Genomic DNA, 17,679 nt, shown 5'->3' on the forward strand with positions numbered 1-17,679 from the left:
AGGCTGATTGGGTTTGGACCCTATGGTGTGGAATTTGCCGGCACTTACAAACCGGCCTTCCTAGACGGGTTGGCCTATGGCAATCTGAACGTCACCTATAATAATGCCAAGTTCAAGGATGACATCATCGGTTCCACTGTCATCCCGATTGCGGGCAAGTTTCTGCCCGACAGCGCCAAATGGATCGTCAGCGGTGGCTTGACAGTGGAGCCGGCAAGCTGGTTGGTGGCTAATTTCTCAGGCAAATATACCAGCAAGCGCTGGTCGACATTCGTTAATACTCCGGGATCGAGCGTGCCGGGCTATACCGTGTTCAGCGCCTATGTCGATATTGGCGACGGGTTCAGCGTTGGACCGCTCAAAAGCGTCAAGGCGCGATTCAACGTCGACAATATTTTCGACAAGGATACACTATCCTATATCTCGCCGTCGGTGCAGGGTGATGGCAACTTCCGGCCATTGTCTCCACGCACCTTCCAGTTCACCATTTCGGGCGAGATTTGATGCGGAAAAGGATGATGGCGGGGGCGGCGCTGGTGGCGCTGCTCCCCATTGCAGTGCAGGCGCAGGAGGTGCCGAAGAAGGTCTATCAGCTTCACCAGAAAATGCTGACGCTCGACAGTCATCTCGATACGCCTGCCTCGCTCGACCTGCCGGGCTGGTCCATCGAGGAGGAGCATGGGGTCCATAGCGACTATACCCAGGTCGACCTGCCGCGCATGAAGAAGGGCGGCCTCGACGGCGGTTTCTGGGCGATCTACACGCCGCAGGGACCGTTGACGGAGGAAGGGTTCCGCAAATCGCGCGACTTCGCGCTGCTGCGCGGGGTCTCGATCCGCGAGATGGTCGCGGCGGACCCGGCGAATTTCACGCTGGCGCTGGAGGCCAAGGATGCCGCGCCTATTGCGGCGTCCGGCAAGCGGGTCGTCTTCATGTCCATCGAAAACGCCTACCCGCTGGGCGAGGACGTGTCGCTGCTCAAGACCTTCTACGACATGGGCGTTCGCGTGTCGGGCTTCGCTCATTTCGCGCATAACCAGTTCGCGGACAGTTCGACCGATCCGTCGAAGAAGCCGCGCTATGGCGGCCTCAGCCCGCTGGGCAAGGAACTGCTGAAGGAGATGAACCGCCTCGGCATCGTCCCGGATGCGTCGCACAGCAGCGATCAGGTGCTGGACGATCTGCTGGCGCTTTCCACCTCGCCGGTGCTGCTGACCCATTCCGGGTGCAAGGCGATTTACGACCATCCGCGCAACATCGACGATGAACATCTGAAGGCGCTGGCCGCAAAGGGCGGGGTGATCCAGATGAACGCCTATGGCGCCTATCTGCGCGCATCCAAGCCCAACCCGCAGCGGCAGGAAGCGCTGAAGGCGCTGTTCGGCCAGTTGCGCGAGGATGCCAAGCTGTCGCCCGAAAAGCGCGCCGAACTGCTGGCGAAGCGGCAGGAGATCGACCGGCTCTATCCGGAAACGGACCGGGCGACCTTCGACGATTTCATGGCGCACATGCTCCATGCGTTGAAAGTGGTGGGGCCGGACCATGTCGGTATCGGGCTGGACTGGGATGGCGGCGGCGGCGTCGTCGGGCTGGAGGATGTGGTCGATCTGCCCCGGATCACCGCCGCCCTGCTCAAGGCGGGCTATAGCGAGGCGGACGTCCAGAAGATCTGGTCCGGCAATGTCCTGAGGGTGCTCGCCGCGGCCGAAGCAGCCAAGGCGCCCTAGGCCCTGTCTGCATTCACCGTATCCATATCATGGCGCATGCGAGATGGACGAAGCCCATGAAGGCAGAGACGGTTTTCTCGCAGCGCAGGGCGATCCTTCGGAAGCGCTTGAGTTTGTTGAAGAAGCATTCGACCTGATGGCGCTCCTTGTAGAGCCTCCAGTCGATGGCAGGGGCGATAGCGCGGCTGGGATTGGCCTTGATCTGCGCGCTTGCGCCAAGGTCATCGGCAATGAAGGCGCGTAGCGGATCGGCATCGTAGGCAGCATCGGCGATGACGTGGCCGACGCCTTCCAGCCCGGACAGAAGCGTCTGGGCCTGCGGGCAATCGCCATATTGCCCTGGTGTCGGACATATCCGAAGCGGCAGACCAATTGCATCGACGGCGGCGTGCAACTTGGTCGTCAGGCCGCCGCGCGAACGACCGATGGCGGCACTTTCAGCCCCCCTCACATGATGTTTCTCCGGTCAACAGGTGCGTTTGCATTTTTTGCGGCCATTCGATCATCGATGATATCCAGCTGAGCCAGGTCACGAGTACCGGCGGACATGCTGCGCCTGTACAACCTCACATCCGGTCGCCGTTCGGAACGGCTGCACCACAATCCCTCGTTCGGGGCTAGGCTCAGGAGAACGGGACCATTCTTTTCCTTCGGCTGATGAGGCCATGGGGGGCTTCGGTCCGTTCGCCTGGATCCATCGGGGCTGATCAGGCCCCGGGGATTAGATTACACGGAGTTGTTGATCAGACCTTCGTCATGACTGCACCCTCGATCACAACACCGCTCACTGCGTACTTCCAGAAAGCCACGAGGAGCTTGCGTGCCAGTGCGATGATGGCGACCTTCTTGCCGCGCCCTCCGTTGCTCCTCACACGTTCCTGAAACCACCGCGACAGGGCCGAGTCCGGCTGGTAGCGCAACCACAGCCATGCCGCCTGAACCATCGTCGTGCGTAAGCGCGGATTGCCGGATTTCGAGACGCCCTGCTCGCGATCGATCGAGCCGCTGCGCCACGGCGAGGGCGCGAGCCCGGCATAGGCCGCGATCTGGCGCCGGTTGTCGAAGTGTCGGAACAGCCCTTCGCTGGCGAGGACGTTCGCAAACTCCGGGCCTATGCCCTTGAGCGTGGCAAGCATCGCCTGCGGCGATGTCTCTGACATGTGGTCACGCTCGGCCTCAACGCATTTGATCTGTTCGGTGAGCAACTCGAGACGGTCGAGCTCACGATTGAGCTGCGCCTTGAGATGCGAGGGCAATAGCTTGCCGTCGACCGTCCGCAGCTCTTCCAGGCGTTCACGTCGATCCCGTCGGTTCGGTTCATAACCCCGAATGCCGACACCGAAGAGAAGGCCTTTGATGCGGTTCATGTGCAGCGTGCGTTCCTTGACTAGCGCCTTACGTTCTCGCCCGATCCGCCGACGGTCCTCCTCCTCGATTGTTGGCACGCGAACCATCGAACACACCCTTGGCTCACCGCGCATCCACGCCATCAGGGTACAAACCAGCGTCTCGCCATCGATCCTGTCGGTCTTTGCCCGCCGGTGCCGGCGCGAGACCGCAATCGAAGCGGCGTCGACCACATGGCTGGTGATCCAATCTTCCGACGCCAGAGCGCGATGAATCCAAAAGCCATCAAGCCCCGCTTCCTGAATAGCGATCACCGGATAGCGCTGACCCTCGCGGGCCTGTGCCTTATCACGCAGGGCATCAAGGCACGCGAGCAGCGCTGGCATATCGCCGCCCGGCACCGAGTGTCGGGACATCTTCTCACTACCCGGCGATAGAGAAGTCACCAGCCATGTCGATTTCGAGAGTTCCAGCGAGACGAAAATTGCGCCAAGATCAACACGGATGGCGGCAGGCGGCGAGATGGGGTCTGCTGACATGGCAAATCCTTTCAGAGTGGTTGGTAGCAAACCGACTCTGAGCTCCCTCAGGCCGCTATCCAACTCTCATCATGGGATCTTTTGCGCCGCTTGCATCGGCGTGGACCTTCAAGATCGTGCTGTCGATCATCACATATTCGAAGTCCGGCGTGTCGGCCATGGCATGGAAAAGCCCCTCCCATACCCCGTTGCGTGACCACCGGCGGAAGCGCGCATGAACCGCCGTCCATTTGCCGAATATATCCGGTAGATCGCGCCAATGCGCCGCGTTGCCCGCCATCCACAGGATCGCATCGACAAACAGTCGATTATCAACGCCGCTCCGTCCAGGCGTCCCGGCACGACCCGGAAGATACCCCTCGATCCGGTTCCATTGCTCGTCCGTCAGCACCCGTCTGCTCAAAGATCGTCTCCTTCAACGACCTTGAATCAGAACTCTCATAAAATGGGAATCCCATGAATGCAGACAGAGCCTAGAGCTAATGGACATTCAGAAGATGACGAGCCGAAAATGGTGGTTTTTCGTGACCCGGAGCGCAGCCTACTCAAAGTAGGTGAGCACCGGAAGCACGGAAAAGCGTCCTTTGCAGGCCGTCAGGGCTGAATGTCGATTGGCTCTAAGGCATTGCCGCAACAGGGGCAGCTCTGACGGCCGCCCCTGTCGTGCATCGATCATGCCGGCGCAGAGCGATGGATCGCAAGATTGCGATCACCTGTCGTCGGCCCTGAGGACATAGCCGTTCGCTGTTTTGTCGGCAGGGGTCTGAAGCTGGGCTGCCCTGGATGCCGTCACGGCGCCCACGAAGACATATCCGATGCCGCGGGCCGAACGCAGCGGCAGGGACCGCCCGGTTTCGCGCTCGACCTTGGTGCGCAGCTTGGAGATCAGGACGTCCAGCGCCCGCATGTTTCCGGCGCTTCTGCGGGCATGAAGATGTTGCGCGAGCTGTTCGCGCGGCTGCTCGATGCCGGGATTGTGCATCAGCCGGCTGAGCACGGCGAATTCGGACGTCGACAGGTTTATGCCTTCGTCACTGGGGGCGATGAGGCGCCAGTGCACATGGTCGAGAGTCCAACTGTCATTTTCCTCATCCACACGGGGCGGATGCCGTCCGGCTGCCGCGAAACGCGACATGTTGCGGAGGATGGCCAGCAGTTCGGCCATGTCGAGCGGTTTGGCCAGGACGTGATCGGCTCCCAGTGACAGGGCGAGAAGACGATCGTCCCTGGCCGTCCGCTCGGAAAGAAGGATGATGCCCACCGGCGCCGCGGCGCGGAGAGATTGTATGAGCGAGAGCGTCCGGCTCCAGCCGTCATGATCGTCGACGATCGCCACGTCCACGGAGGCCGCCGCCATCTGCGGCAAGATGCGGTCGCCGGTCATGTGATGCGACAGCGCGATCGAATGCGCTTCCAATTCCTCGCCGAGCAGTTCGGCCAAAGTCGTGTCCTGGGTGAAGCTGGCCACGCTCATGAGTGTTTCTCTGGATGGAGTGCTGCATGCCTCCTCCCCGGCTAGAGTGAACGCGCGATGGTCGAAGCGCTTGTTCACGCGAAACTCCCTCCAAACTCCTTTTGGGCATCATGACGGCAAAACCGCCATGCTGCCCGATTTGTGATTTTGCATTGTTTTACAGCAAGTTTTGTCTTTCGCCTACGGGAAAAACCGCCACTCATTCCGCCTTGGCGGAACTGTTGCGAGATGTGCGATTTTGGCTCCGCCACATTTTTGCCGGGTCCTTGCGCTGGCGGACATGCGGGTTTTCAAGTGCAACATTGCCGACGGCTACAATCCGAATTGCCGTAAATCCAAGATAAAATCACCATTACCTGCGCATCTTGCAAAACCTATAGTAAATAAATTGGAAAAGTTGTTATAATATTTCAATATAGATTTTATATAAATAAAAAACGAACATATATAATGTAATATCTTGAATATAACGCAAAAAAATAAACATATGATCGATTTTGTAAATAATTAATAACAGTAAGTAACACTAAGTAACATTAAAAGTTTTTGCTAAACTGCTATGGAACTTTCTATTGTCTTTGGAATTCGACCTTTTCTGCAAGGGAGGTAGTCCATGGACAAGCGCATCGACATCACCGTTCGTCAGACGGGTGCAACCCAAACTCACGTCGTTCAGCAACAAAATGCCGTGATCCAGGCTCAGGGCGGCTCAGCGATCAAGGTGACGGCTGCGCGCAGCGAGGTGACCGCGATGCAGCGTGAAGGGGACGATCTGATCCTGCATTTTGCCGACGGTACGGCGGTCCGGCTGGAGGGTTATTTCAATTGTCCGCCGGGAGACATTGCCGACCTTATTTTCATCGAACCAGGCAATGGGCAGCAGTGGCTGACCGATCTGGGCAGCGAAGCCTGTTATCTGCCCACCGACACGACCACCGAAGCCCTGAGCTATTCCTTCGCCCCTGCAGGCGCTGCGGGGGGTCTGAGCGGCGGCCTGCTGGCGGGATTGGGAGCGGTGGCAGCCGGCATCGGCGTCGCGGCTGCCGCTGGCGGTGGTGGCGGCGGGGGTGGGTCGGATGGCGGGACGGCTGTGGATAGCACGCCCCCGGCAGCGCCGACCGTGGCGCCGACAAATGGCCGTAGCTTGTCGGGCTCTGCGGAAGCGGGTTCGACGGTGCGCATTGACGTCAATGGCGACGGCTCGGTCGATGCGACGGCCACCGCTGACAATGCCGGCCGGTGGAGCTATACGCCGGCCACGCCCATCGGCGATGGCGTGACGGTGCGGGTTACGGCAGTGGATGCGGCGGGCAATGCGTCGCCATCGACCAGCGTGACGGTGGACGCGGCCGCTCCGCCGGCGCCGGTGATCAATCCCAGCAACGGCACGGCGCTCGGCGGTACGGCTGAGGCAGGGGCCACGATCGGGCTGGATCTGGATGGCGACGGCGACGTCGATGCGACGACCACGGCCGATGCGTCCGGTAACTGGAACTATACGCCTTCGACGCCGATTCCAGATGGGACGACGGTGACGGCCGTTGCGACCGATGCGGTGGGAAACAGCTCCGCGCCTGCCAGCATCGACATTGACGCCGTGCCCCCCGCCGCTCCGCTCGTCGATCCGAGCAACGGGACCGAATTGACCGGAACGGCGGAGCCCGGCGCGACTGTCGGCATCGATAGCGATGGCGACGGCACTATCGACACGACGGTTCCTGTCGATGACCAAGGCAATTGGAGCCATGTGCCGGCGACACCCATTGCCGACGGCACGACGGTGGAGGTCGTTGCGACCGATCCGTCCGGCAACACATCGTCCCCTGCGACGGTCGTGGTCGACGCCACTGCGCCTGCGATCCCCGTGGTGGGCACTGTAGTCGACGATGCCGGCACGACGACCGGCCCTGTCGCCAATGGGGGCAGCACGGATGATACGACGCCGACGCTGTCGGGAAGCGGAGTAGAGGCGAACGCCATCGTCTCTGTCTATGACGGCGGCGCCTTGCTTGGGACAGTCGTTGCGGACACCTCCGGCAACTGGAACTTCACGCCCACCACGCCATTGTTGGAAGGGACGCACAGCTTCACCGTCACGGCGACGGATGGGACGGGCAATGTCAGCGCGGCGTCCGCTGCCTATGTCCTGACCGTCGACACCAGCGCCCCGGCTGCGCCGCTGCTCGCGCCTACCGACGGGACGACGGTTTCGGGCTCGGCGGAGGCCGGGGCAACGATCGATCTCGACACGGATGGCGACGGCCTGTCCGATGCGACGGCGGTCGCGGATGCATCGGGTGACTGGAGCATCACCTTGGCTTCGCCGCTGGCGAACGGTACGGTGATCAGCGCCATCGCCACGGATGCGGCTGGCAACAGCTCCACGCCCGATACGGTGACTGTCGATACCGGACTCGACACTACGCCCCCCGCCATTCCGACCATCGGCGCCGTAGCCGACGATGTCGGCCCGATCCTTGGCGCTGTCGCCAATGGCGGCAGCACGGATGACATGACGCCAACGCTGTCCGGAACCGGCGCCGAAGCGAATGCCATCGTCTCCGTTTACGACGGCGGCACGCTGCTCGGCACGGCCGCGGTGGACGGTTCGGGCAACTGGAACTTCACCCCCACCGCGCCGCTGGGTGAGGGAACGCATAGCCTGACCGTCACAGCAACCGACGCGGCGGGCAATGTCAGCGCGGCATCGGCCGCCTATGTCCTGACCGTCGATACCAGTGCTCCAGCAACGCCTGTGCTTGCCCCGACCGACGGCACGACAATATCGGGCACTGCGGAGGCTGGAGCGACCATCGCTCTGGATACCGACGGTGACGGCATATCCGACGAGACGACGACGGTGGACGCATCGGGCGATTGGAGCATTACGCTGGCATCGCCGCTCGCAAATGGAACGGTGGTGACCGCCATCGCTACCGATGCGGCAGGCAACAGCTCCACCCCCGATACGGTGACCGTCGATACAGGTCTGGATACGACTCCTCCAGCCATTCCCGGAATTGGCGGCGTAGCCGATGATGTCGGCGCGATCCTGGGCCCCATCGCCAATGGCGGCAGCACGGATGACACGGTTCCGACCCTCTCGGGAACGGGCGTGGAGGCGAATGCCATTGTCTCCGTCTACGACGGCAGCACCTTGCTGGGTACGACGAGCGCGGACGGTTCGGGCAACTGGAGCTTCGCGCCCACCGCGCCGCTGGGCGAGGGGACGCACAGCTTCACCGTCACGGCGACCGACGCGGCAGGCAATGTCAGCGCGGCGTCTGCCGCCTATGTGCTGACCGTCGACACCAGCGCTCCGGCCGCGCCGATTCTGGCTCCGTCCGACGGAACCACGCTATCGGGTATCGCGGAAGCCGGCGCGATCATCGACCTCGACACCGATGGCGATGGCGTGTTCGATGAGACCACGACCGCGGACCCCTCGGGCGATTGGAGCATCACCCTGGCTTCCCCACTGGCGAATGGAACGGTCGTCAACGCGATTGCGACCGATGCCGCGGGCAATAGCTCGCTTGCCGGTGCAGTGACCGTCAATACCGGCCTCGACACCACGCCGCCTGCGGTGCCGTCGATAGCGGCGGTGGCCGACGATGCGGGGTCGATCCTCGGCCCTGTCGCCAATGGCGGGATCACGGACGATGCGACGCCTACCCTATCGGGACTCGGGGTCGAGGCGAATGCCATTATTTCGGTCTATGACGGCAGCACCCTGCTCGGCACGGCGACGGCGGACGCTTTGGGCAATTGGAGCTTCACGCCGACCACGCCGCTGGGTGCGGGTTCGCACAGCTTCACCGTCACGGCCACGGATGCGGCGGGGAATGAGAGCGCGGCTTCAGCGGCCTATGCCTTGACCGTCGATACCGTCGCCTCCATTCCGACGATCACCGGCATGACCGACAATGCGGGTTCGGTCCTTGGCGGCGTGATCTCGGGCGGAACGACTGACGACACCACGCCCACTCTCTCCGGAACCGGCGCAGAGGCGAACGCAAGCATCTCGATCTACGACGGCAATATCCTGCTGGGTACGGCGACGGCGGATGCTTCGGGCAATTGGAGCTTCACGCCGACCACGCCGCTGGGCGAGGGCTTGCACAGCTTCACCGCCACCGCGACCGATGCGGCGGGCAATGTCAGCCTCGCTTCGGCGGCCTATGCGGTCACGATAGACCTGACCGTGCCGCCCGTGCCGACGATCACCGGGGCCAGCGACAATGCCGGTTCGATCCTAGGCGGCGTGATTTCCGGTGGGTCGACCGACGACACGACGCCGACCCTTTCCGGAACCGGTGCGGAAGCGAACGGGACCGTTTCGGTCTATGACGGCAGCACCCTGCTCGGCACGGCGACTGCGGACGCTTCGGGCAACTGGAATTTCACGCCCACCGCTCCGCTGGGCGAGGGGCCGCACAGCTTCACCGCCGTTGGCGTCGACGCAGCAGGCAATGCCAGCATTGCCTCGGCGCCTTATGCGCTGACGATAGACCTCACCATCCCGGCCGCGCCGACGATTACCGGCGTCAGCGACAATGTGGGCTCGGTGCTGGGCGCGGTGGCTCTGGGAGGGGCGACGGACGACACGACGCCGACCATTTCGGGAACAGGCGCGGAGGCGAACGCCAACGTCTCCGTCTATGATGGCGGCACGCTGCTGGGCACCGCAACGGCGGACGTTTCGGGCAACTGGAATTTCACGCCGACAACGCCCTTGGGCAATGGACCGCACAGCTTCACCGCTGTCGTGACGGATGCCGTGGGCAATACGGGCCTGGCGTCGGCGCCCTATGCCATAGCCATCGATACTGTCGCCCCGACCGCCACGGTCGCGATCACGGCCCTGCGCGACGACACGCAGGTGGTGGGCGACTGGGCCACCGACGATACGTCCCCGACCATCATAGGCACGTTGAGCGCACCGCTGGCCGGCGGGGAGCGGGTCGAGGTCAGCCTGGATGGCGGCGCCACCTGGACGCAGGCGGCGACCAGCGGCACCAGCTGGTCCTACGGTCCCGGCACGCTCGGCGCCGGCGCCCATGTGGTGGACGTGCGCGTCGTGGATGCGGTCGGCAATGTGGGCTCCACGGCCGCCCAGCCGATCACCATCACGAACGTCAACGACGCGCCCATCGTCCTGGCGTCGGACAGCAGCCTGCTGGGGCTTGTCAGTGCGGAAGCCCTGGGCCTGCTCGACATCGGCAGCCAGGCCTTCGTGGCGATCGATCCGGAGAACAGCCTGCAAAGCGTCGTGCTGGACTTTACGCCCCTGCTGACCGTCGGCACGCAGGTCTTCACCGTGTCGCAGGATCTGGCGACCGAACTCGGCCTTGCGGTCAACGTCAACAACCAGTTCGTGACCGTGCTGGGGACGCCCGTCTCCACCATCTCCTCGACCATGACGATAACGGCGCTGGATGGCGGGCCGATCGACAATATGGCCATCAACGAATTGCTGAGGGCGGTGCATTTCAGTTCACCGCTTGGTCTCAACGTGAACCTGCTGTCAGGCATCAGCATCACGGCGACCGATACGGCCGGCGCGTCGCGGACGGACAATGCGGCCAGTCTGCTCGACGCCAATCTGCTCAACACCCTGCTTGGCGGCAGCAGCGATCCGACCATTTTGGAGGGCACGGCCGGCGTCAACATATTGACCGGCACCGCCGCCAATGAACATCTCTACGGCTATGGCGGCGCCGATATTCTCCAGGGCGGCGGCGGCAACGACATATTGCGCGGCGGCGCCGGCGCCGACACATTGGACGGCGGCACCGGGAACGACATATTGCTGTTCGACGCGGCCGATACGCTGATCGACGGCGGAGCGGGCGCTGATGCGCTGCTCGTCCGCGGCGACAGCAGCGTGTCGCTGAACCTCGATGCGGCGACCAATATCCGCAATATGGAAAGGATCGACCTGGGCGTGGGCGATACCGGACACAGCCTCACCTTGACGGAGGCCGGCATCATCCAGGCGACGGATGCGAACCGGCAACTCATCATCACGGGCGAGAATAACGACAGCGTGACCATGACCGGCGCGGTCCATGTCGGCCAGGCGCTGGTCGATAACCACGCCTATGAGCAATATAGTCTGGGAACCACGACCGTGCTCATCGAAGATCCCGTGCTGGTGGTGGTTTGATGCCGTCACCTGCCAGAGGGCAGGGGCGGGAGAGGGGCCGCTGATGCGGAAGCGGAAAGGGATTTTCCCGCCCTTGGCCGGGAAGATTCTCATGTTCCTTGGCTTTGTCCTGGCGGAAGCGCTCCATGCCGGTGCCGGTTCCGCCGCGCCCCCCGATCCCGTCGCCGATCCCCCTCCAGCCCATGGCAGCAGGATCGGCCTTGCCGACGCGGTCGGGCTGACGCTTGCCCGCCATCCCGATCTCGCCCGCGCCCGCGCCACATTGGCCCGGGGGCGGGCCGATCTGGGGGCGGCGCGCAGCCTGTGGACGCCGCAGCTTTCCTATCAGGCCAATCTGGGGCCCAATATGCTGTCGGGCAAAAGCGGCTCCGGCCTCAACGACAATATGGCGGGGCCCAGCCTGACGCTCAACCAGCTTGCCTGGGACTTCGGCCGGACGAAGGGAGAGATCGGCTATGCCCGTTCGACCGAGAAGCAGCGCCGGTTCGAACTGGAATCGGCGGCCGACCAGTTGGCGGAGACAGGCGCGCTCGCCTATCTCGAAGTGAAGCGGTTCGAACTGCTGCAACTCGAAACCGCAAAGCATGTCCAGTCGCTGGAGCATCTCCAGATGCTGATCCAGTTGCGGGTGGATGCCGGGCTTTCCGATCGTTCCGACCTGTTGCTGGCCGATGTGCGGGTGGAAAGCGCCCGCGGCGACCAGATCCAGGCCGGATCGTCGCTGACGGCGGCCAAGGTGACGCTGGCCAATCTCATCGGCGTCATGCCGGAGGCCTATGACGATCCGGCGCAGGCGATCGAACGGTTCGCGCCCCATGACGGGGAGCCTGATTTCGCCACATTGCCTGCCGTGGCCGCTGCCGAACAGGCCGAACAGGCGGCATCGGCGCGGGTAGGGCAGGCGCGGGCCGAGCGCTTCCCGCGCCTTGGCATCCAGCTTGGCTACAGCCGTAACAATTATACCTACAACAACAGGGACGACGCCTTTTCCGCCATGGTGACGGTGACCGGCGACCTGGTTCGCCGGTCCAACCGTTATGCCGTGAAGGCGGCCGAGGAGGACCGTCGCGCCGCGCAGGCGACGAAGGAGTCGACGATCCTCGACATCCGCGGCCGCGCCCTTGCCGCGCGGGAACAGATCAGGGGCGGTTATCTGCGCATCCGGGCCTATCGCCGCCAGGAACAGCAGGCCGTCGATGCCAGCGCGATCTTCCTGGAGGAATATAAGCTCGGCAAGCGCAGCCTCACTGAACTGCTGAATGCCGAACTGGAAATCTACCGCGCGGCGAGCGCCAGGATCGCGGCGGAATACGACATATTGGGTGCGCGGGTCCAATATGAGAATGTCTTCGGCCAGCTTCGGCAATCGCTTGGCCTGCCCTCCAGCATGACACAGGACGATGGCGATGGCTGATCGGGAAATCGGCGCAGGACGCAATTGGATCGCGGCCATCGTCGCGCTTGCCGGCCTGAAAGGGATAGGGTTGACGGAGGCGGAACTGACCGGCCGGCTGGCATGGTCCGGCCATGAGGGCGACCCGCGCGATGAATTGCGGCAGGCGGCCCGGCTGTCCGGAATCCAGCTCGACCTGATCGATGTCCGGCCTGACGAGGTGCCGGACATGATGCTGCCGGCCCTGTTCGAAATGCGCGAAGGGGTGGTTGCCGTCCTCCACCGGCGCGGCGCCGACAGCGTCCTGTTTTCGGTACCTGGATTGTCGGGCCAGACCATGCTCGAAATCCCGCGCGCCGAATTTGCGGAGAAGGCGACGGGCCGCGCCGGTCTGGTGGAGGCGCTTTCGACCAGGGCGCGTGATGCCCGTATCGACGCCTTCCTTCGCAAAAGCAGGCGGTCCTGGTTCTGGGACACGGTGCTCAGCGACCGGCGCGGCTATGGGGAGATCGTGCTCGCCTCGCTTTTCGGCAATCTGCTGACCTTCGGCACGTCGCTCTTCGCCATGCAGGTATGGGACCGCGTCATTCCCGCCCGGTCGATCCCCACGCTTTGGGTGCTTGCGCTGGGGACGCTGATGGCGCTGCTGCTCGAACTGCTGCTGCGCACCTCCCGGGTGGTGGTGGTGGACCGGATCGGACGGCGGGCCGACCTTGCGATCTCCTCCAGGATATTCGCCCGCGCGCTCGACATCCGCAACGATGCGCGGCCCAAGTCGACCGGCGCCTTCATCGCCCAGTTGCGCGACATAGAGCAGATACGGGAACTGCTGACCTCCACCACCGTGTCCGCGCTGGTCGACCTGCCCTTCATCATCCTCTTCCTGGCGCTGTTCACCATGCTGGCGGGGCCGCTGACCTTCGTGCTGGTTGCGGCGCTCATCCTCATCGTCTTGCCGGGGCTTCTCCTGCAAATTCCCCTTGGGCGGCTGGCGAAGGAGGGCATGCGGGAAGCCGCGCTGCGCAACGCCATGCTCGTGGAATCCATAGAGCGCATCGACGAGATCAAGACCGCGCAGGCCGAGCCCCGCTTCCAGTCCCTATGGGAACGGTTCACCGTGACCGGCGCCCGCGTCGGGGCGGAGCAGCGCTTCTTCGCCGCCCTGTTTTCCAACTGGTCCCAGACCCTGCAGCAGCTTGCCTATACGGCGGTGGTCGTCGCCGGGGCCTATCGGGTGATGGACGGCGACATGACCATGGGCGCGCTCATCGCCTGTTCCATCCTCACCAGCCGCGCGCTGGTGCTGTTCGTGCCGCTGGGGCAGGTCTTCACCCGCTGGCAGAGTGCGAAGGTCGCCATCGGCGCGCTCAACGACATTATGGAAAAGCCAGTGGATCACGATCCCGAAGCGGGGCTCCTCCGCCGCACCCTGTTGCGCGGCAATTATGAGATCGAAAATCTCCTCTATGCCTATGACGCGGAATCGCCGGCGGTATTGAGGATCGACCGGCTCTCGATCCGGCAGGGGGAACGGATCGCCCTGCTGGGCAAGATCGGCGCGGGCAAGTCGACATTGCTTCGCCAGCTTTCGGGGCTGGCGCGACCGACCTCCGGCAAGCTGTTGCTCGACGGCACGAGCATGGCGCTGATCAACCCGGCCGACATTCGCAGGGAAACGGGCTATCTGGGGCAGGGCGCGCAACTGTTCCTGGGCACCATACGCGAGAACCTGCTGGTCGGCGCTCCCCATGCCAGCGACGAGGATATAGTGGCGGCGCTGGCCGTCACGGGTGGCCTGCCGCTCGTCCAGAACCAGTCTCAGGGTCTCGACCTCCTGTTGCAGGAGGGCGGCGCAGGCCTTTCGGGCGGCCAGCGCCAAACGCTGCTGCTTGCCCGCACCTTGCTGCGCAAGGGCAATATCCTGCTGCTGGACGAGCCATCCGCGCCGCTGGACGAGAATAGCGAGCGGCATCTGGTGCGCGAACTCAGCCAATGGCTGGGGGACCGCACGCTGAATCGTCACGACCAACCGGTCCGGACTGCTCGGACTGGTCGATCGCATCATCGTGATAGAGCGCGGTGCGGTGGTCATGGACGGCCCCAGGGACAAGGTGATCGCCACGCTGGCCGGGCCCAGGGCCGGCGCCCGCGTCACGGGAAGGGCACAGGCATGACGACGCAAACGAAGACGGCGTCCCCCCTGCTGCGCGATGCGGCCGGGAAGGAGAGCGACTGGCTGGCCTTCGCGGAGAAGCTGAGGGTCATTCCCATCATTTCCCTGGGCGTGACGGCCTTTCTGATCTGGGCGTGGTTCGGCACGCTGGACGAAGTCGCGGTCGGTCCCGGCAAGGTGACGCCTCCGTCGCGTTCCCAGGTCATCCAGAGCCTGGAAGGCGGCATCGTCGACGGCATCTTCGTCCATGAAGGGGACATCGTCCAGCCGCGCCAGAAGCTGGCGACGCTCGACCGCGCGCGGTTCAGTTCCACCCTGGGCGAGTCCGTCGCCAAGGCGCGCTCGCTGGAGGCCGCGGCAGCCCGGCTGGAGGCGGAGATCACTGGCGGAGAGCCCCGGTTCGGCGCGGAAGTCCGCCAGACTCCGGGACTGGTCGAGCGGGAGATGGAATTGCTCCGTTCCCGGCGCCAGAATCTTCAGGTCGCCACGGCCAGCCTGCGGGAATCGCTCGCGCTCGTCCGCCGCCAGCTTCAGATGACCACGCCACTGGTCGAACTGGGCGCGGCCAACAAGGTCGAGGTCATCCAGCTCCAGCGGCAGGAAAATGAACTGCAGGCCAAGCTCGATTCCCTGCGCAACCAGTTCATCATCGAGGCCAATGACGATTATGCGAAGACGAAGGCCGAACTGGAAGTGGTCGATCAGGTGATGAGCGGCCGGCGCGATCAGTTGAACCGCACCATCTTGACCTCTCCAGTGCGGGGGATCGTCAAGAATCTGGAGGTGACGACCATTGGCGGCGTGCTCCAGCCCGGCGGTTCGCTGATGGAGATCGTGCCGCTGGAGGACAAGCTGCTCATCGAAGCGCGCATCAGCCCGCGCGACATCGCCTTCATTCGTCCGGGGTTGCCCGCGACGGTCAAGATCACCGCCTATGATCCGTCCATCTACGGCACGCTGGACGGCACGGTCGACCGCATCTCCCCCGACACCCTGCAGGATGAGGTCAATCGCGATCAGGTCTTCTACCGCGTCTATGTCCGCACCCGGCATTCCAGCCTGCGGACCAAAGACGGCAAGGACCACGCCATCATGCCCGGCATGGTCGCGACGGTCGAAATCCGCACCGGCCGCAAGACCGTGCTCGATTATCTGATGAAGCCGATCAACAAGGCCAAGGAAGCCATGCGCGAGAGATAGGGTCGGAAAAAGGTCCTCCAAAAAACGACGGCACATGCACTTTCCCGTCATCTGGCCCTGCTATCGAGAAGCGGGGCCTGCCTGGACCTGCGCGGCAATGGTGCGGCCACCTGTCATCAAAATGAAATATTACTGTCATCCCATTGTCGCTGAAATGCCATAGCCGCCGCACCCAGTGGACATAGGGGGAGTCAGTCGGTGCGGGTGAAGATGTTCAAAAGCAGGGTTATGATGGTAAGCCTGCTGGCGCTGATGCCGGAGGTAGCGCACGCCCAGAGCAATGTGGAACTGCAACGCCAGATCGATGAACTGAAGGCGCAGGTGCAGGCGCTGACATCCGCGCTCGCCGCCAGCAGGTCCGCGCCCGCCGCCGCGGAGCCCGCTGCGGCCGTTCCTGTCTCTGCCGCTACGCCATCGGCCGCGCTGGCCAGTGCACCCGTCCAGCCGCCGGCCGCCGCGCCCGCATCGGCCCCGGAATCCAAGTCGAAGGCGTGGTACGAACGGCTCTCGCTTCGGGGCTATACCCAGATGCGCTACAATGCCTTCCTGTCGGGCGACGATAGCGCGCCTGCCGGCGTTTCCCGCCTTCGATCGGTCCATGACAGTTCGATCTCGGACCGAGGCAGCTTTTCGCTGCGTCGTGCGCGGCTGGTGCTCCAGGGCGATATTTCCGATCGCGTGTCGCTCTATCTTCAATCCGATTTCGCCACCGCGGTGAACAACCAGGCGGGGAGCGAGCGGCGGGAGGGCTTCGCTCAATTGCGGGACGCCTATGCCGACGTCTTCCTTGACAAGGGGAAGAGTTTCCGGCTGCGTTTCGGCCAGTCGAAGGTGCCTTTTGGCTGGGAGAATATGCAATCCTCGTCCAACCGCCTGACGCTCGATCGCAGCGATGCAATTAACAGCGCGGTGCCGAGCGAACGAGACCTTGGCATTGTCGGCTATTATACTCCACCTTCGGTGCAGAAGATCTGGGATCGGCTGTCGCATGACGGCCAGAAGCTGTTCGGCAATTACGGCGCATTCGGCATAGGCGCCTTTAACGGGCAGGGCACCAACAGGACGGAACAGAATCGGGGTCTGATGAAGGTCGCCTTCGCTACCTGGCCTTTCGAACTGGATGGCCTGGGCGAAGCTTTGGCCGGGCAGGTGTTCGAAATCGGCGGCTCTGCAATGATGAATGACGTGCAACCCGAACTGCGCAGCGGCTCGGTCAGTTCCGTGGCCTATGATGACGATCGCCTTGGCATCCACGCCATGCTCTACCCGCAGCCCTTTGGTATCCAGGCAGAATGGAATTGGGGCAAGGGGCCGGAATATGATCGCGCCAGCCAATCCATCCTGACTAGGAAGCTGAACGGCGGTTATGTCCAGATGATGTACCGCATGCCCACGGACTCGATCGGTACGCTGATGCCCTATGGCCGCTGGCAATATTATCGCGGCGGGTGGAAGGCGGGCACGAATGCGCCGCGTCTGGAAACCGACGAATTGGAACTGGGCGTCGAATGGCAGCCGTGGAAAGCGCTGGAATTCACCCTTGCCTTCGCCCGAATGAAGCGCGCCGAAGCCGACGAACGCCGTACAGGTCGTGCGGAAGGCAATCTTATCCGTACACAGGTGCAATGGAATTACTGAGGCATGGGGGAGGGTGCTC

At 63.3% G+C, this 17,679-nt stretch carries 7 protein-coding genes and 3 pseudogenes; 6 read left to right on the plus strand and 4 right to left on the minus strand.

The window, feature by feature from the left end:
• Positions 1 to 15 precede the first annotated feature (15 nt).
• Together EGM87_RS02610 and EGM87_RS02615 are read left to right on the plus strand one after the other, a co-directional pair.
• A pseudogene (locus tag EGM87_RS02610) lies at positions 16 to 504 on the plus strand (TonB-dependent receptor); the annotation flags it as partial.
• On the plus strand, positions 504 to 1,727 hold the full coding sequence (locus tag EGM87_RS02615; RefSeq protein WP_044661932.1) for a dipeptidase: 1,224 nt from the start codon (positions 504 to 506) through the stop codon (positions 1,725 to 1,727). The pseudogene EGM87_RS02610 and the gene EGM87_RS02615, both read left to right, overlap by 1 nt.
• 13 nt (positions 1,728 to 1,740) lie before the next feature.
• Here EGM87_RS02615 and EGM87_RS02620 read toward each other — a convergent pair.
• The 4 genes and pseudogenes from EGM87_RS02620 to EGM87_RS02635 form a co-directional block, all read right to left on the minus strand.
• Positions 1,741 to 2,175, minus strand: a pseudogene (locus EGM87_RS02620) (IS5 family transposase); the annotation flags it as partial.
• Between the two features lie 295 nt (positions 2,176 to 2,470).
• On the minus strand, positions 2,471 to 3,613 hold the full coding sequence (locus EGM87_RS02625) for an IS110 family RNA-guided transposase (protein ID WP_137709147.1): 1,143 nt from the start codon (positions 3,611 to 3,613) through the stop codon (positions 2,471 to 2,473).
• Between the two features lie 79 nt (positions 3,614 to 3,692).
• Positions 3,693 to 4,016, minus strand: a pseudogene (locus tag EGM87_RS02630) (IS5 family transposase); the annotation flags it as partial.
• Between the two features lie 306 nt (positions 4,017 to 4,322).
• A complete protein-coding gene (locus EGM87_RS02635) occupies positions 4,323 to 5,087 on the minus strand; it encodes a response regulator transcription factor (RefSeq protein ID WP_137709977.1) in 765 nt (254 codons plus the stop codon).
• 613 nt (positions 5,088 to 5,700) lie between these two features.
• Between EGM87_RS02635 and EGM87_RS02640 the strand changes: the two genes are divergently transcribed.
• The 4 genes from EGM87_RS02640 (at position 5,701) to EGM87_RS02655 (ending at position 17,660) form a co-directional block, all read left to right on the plus strand.
• Positions 5,701 to 11,256, plus strand: a complete 5,556-nt coding sequence (locus EGM87_RS02640; RefSeq protein WP_137709976.1) for an Ig-like domain-containing protein — start codon at positions 5,701 to 5,703, stop codon at positions 11,254 to 11,256.
• Between the two features lie 91 nt (positions 11,257 to 11,347).
• Entirely contained in the window at positions 11,348 to 12,670 is a 1,323-nt protein-coding gene (locus tag EGM87_RS02645; RefSeq protein WP_137710002.1) for a TolC family protein, read from the plus strand.
• The gene (locus EGM87_RS02650) at positions 12,663 to 16,022 is read left to right on the plus strand and encodes an HlyD family type I secretion periplasmic adaptor subunit (protein ID WP_253719120.1); all 3,360 of its coding nucleotides are present in this window, start codon (positions 12,663 to 12,665) and stop codon (positions 16,020 to 16,022) included. The genes EGM87_RS02645 and EGM87_RS02650 overlap by 8 nt, the downstream gene beginning before the upstream one ends.
• A gap of 228 nt (positions 16,023 to 16,250) precedes the next feature.
• Complete coding sequence (locus tag EGM87_RS02655) at positions 16,251 to 17,660, plus strand: porin (protein ID WP_137709974.1); 1,410 nt, start codon at positions 16,251 to 16,253, stop codon at positions 17,658 to 17,660.
• Positions 17,661 to 17,679: the final 19 nt, after the last annotated feature.

This window comes from Sphingobium sp. RSMS (assembly GCF_005406185.4).
GTDB classification, from domain to species: domain Bacteria; phylum Pseudomonadota; class Alphaproteobacteria; order Sphingomonadales; family Sphingomonadaceae; genus Sphingobium; species Sphingobium fuliginis.

What these genes read in the sequence shown, in the direction of transcription:
- EGM87_RS02615 (WP_044661932.1), top strand. Translation starts at nt 504, where the DNA reads ATGCGGAAAAGGATGATGGCGGGGGCGGCGCTGGTGGCGCTGCTCCCC.
- EGM87_RS02625 (WP_137709147.1), bottom strand. Translation starts at nt 3,613, where the DNA reads ATGTCAGCAGACCCCATCTCGCCGCCTGCCGCCATCCGTGTTGATCTT.
- EGM87_RS02635 (WP_137709977.1), bottom strand. Translation starts at nt 5,087, where the DNA reads ATGAGCGTGGCCAGCTTCACCCAGGACACGACTTTGGCCGAACTGCTC.
- EGM87_RS02640 (WP_137709976.1), top strand. Translation starts at nt 5,701, where the DNA reads ATGGACAAGCGCATCGACATCACCGTTCGTCAGACGGGTGCAACCCAA.
- EGM87_RS02645 (WP_137710002.1), top strand. Translation starts at nt 11,348, where the DNA reads ATGTTCCTTGGCTTTGTCCTGGCGGAAGCGCTCCATGCCGGTGCCGGT.
- EGM87_RS02650 (WP_253719120.1), top strand. Translation starts at nt 12,663, where the DNA reads ATGGCTGATCGGGAAATCGGCGCAGGACGCAATTGGATCGCGGCCATC.
- EGM87_RS02655 (WP_137709974.1), top strand. Translation starts at nt 16,251, where the DNA reads ATGATGGTAAGCCTGCTGGCGCTGATGCCGGAGGTAGCGCACGCCCAG.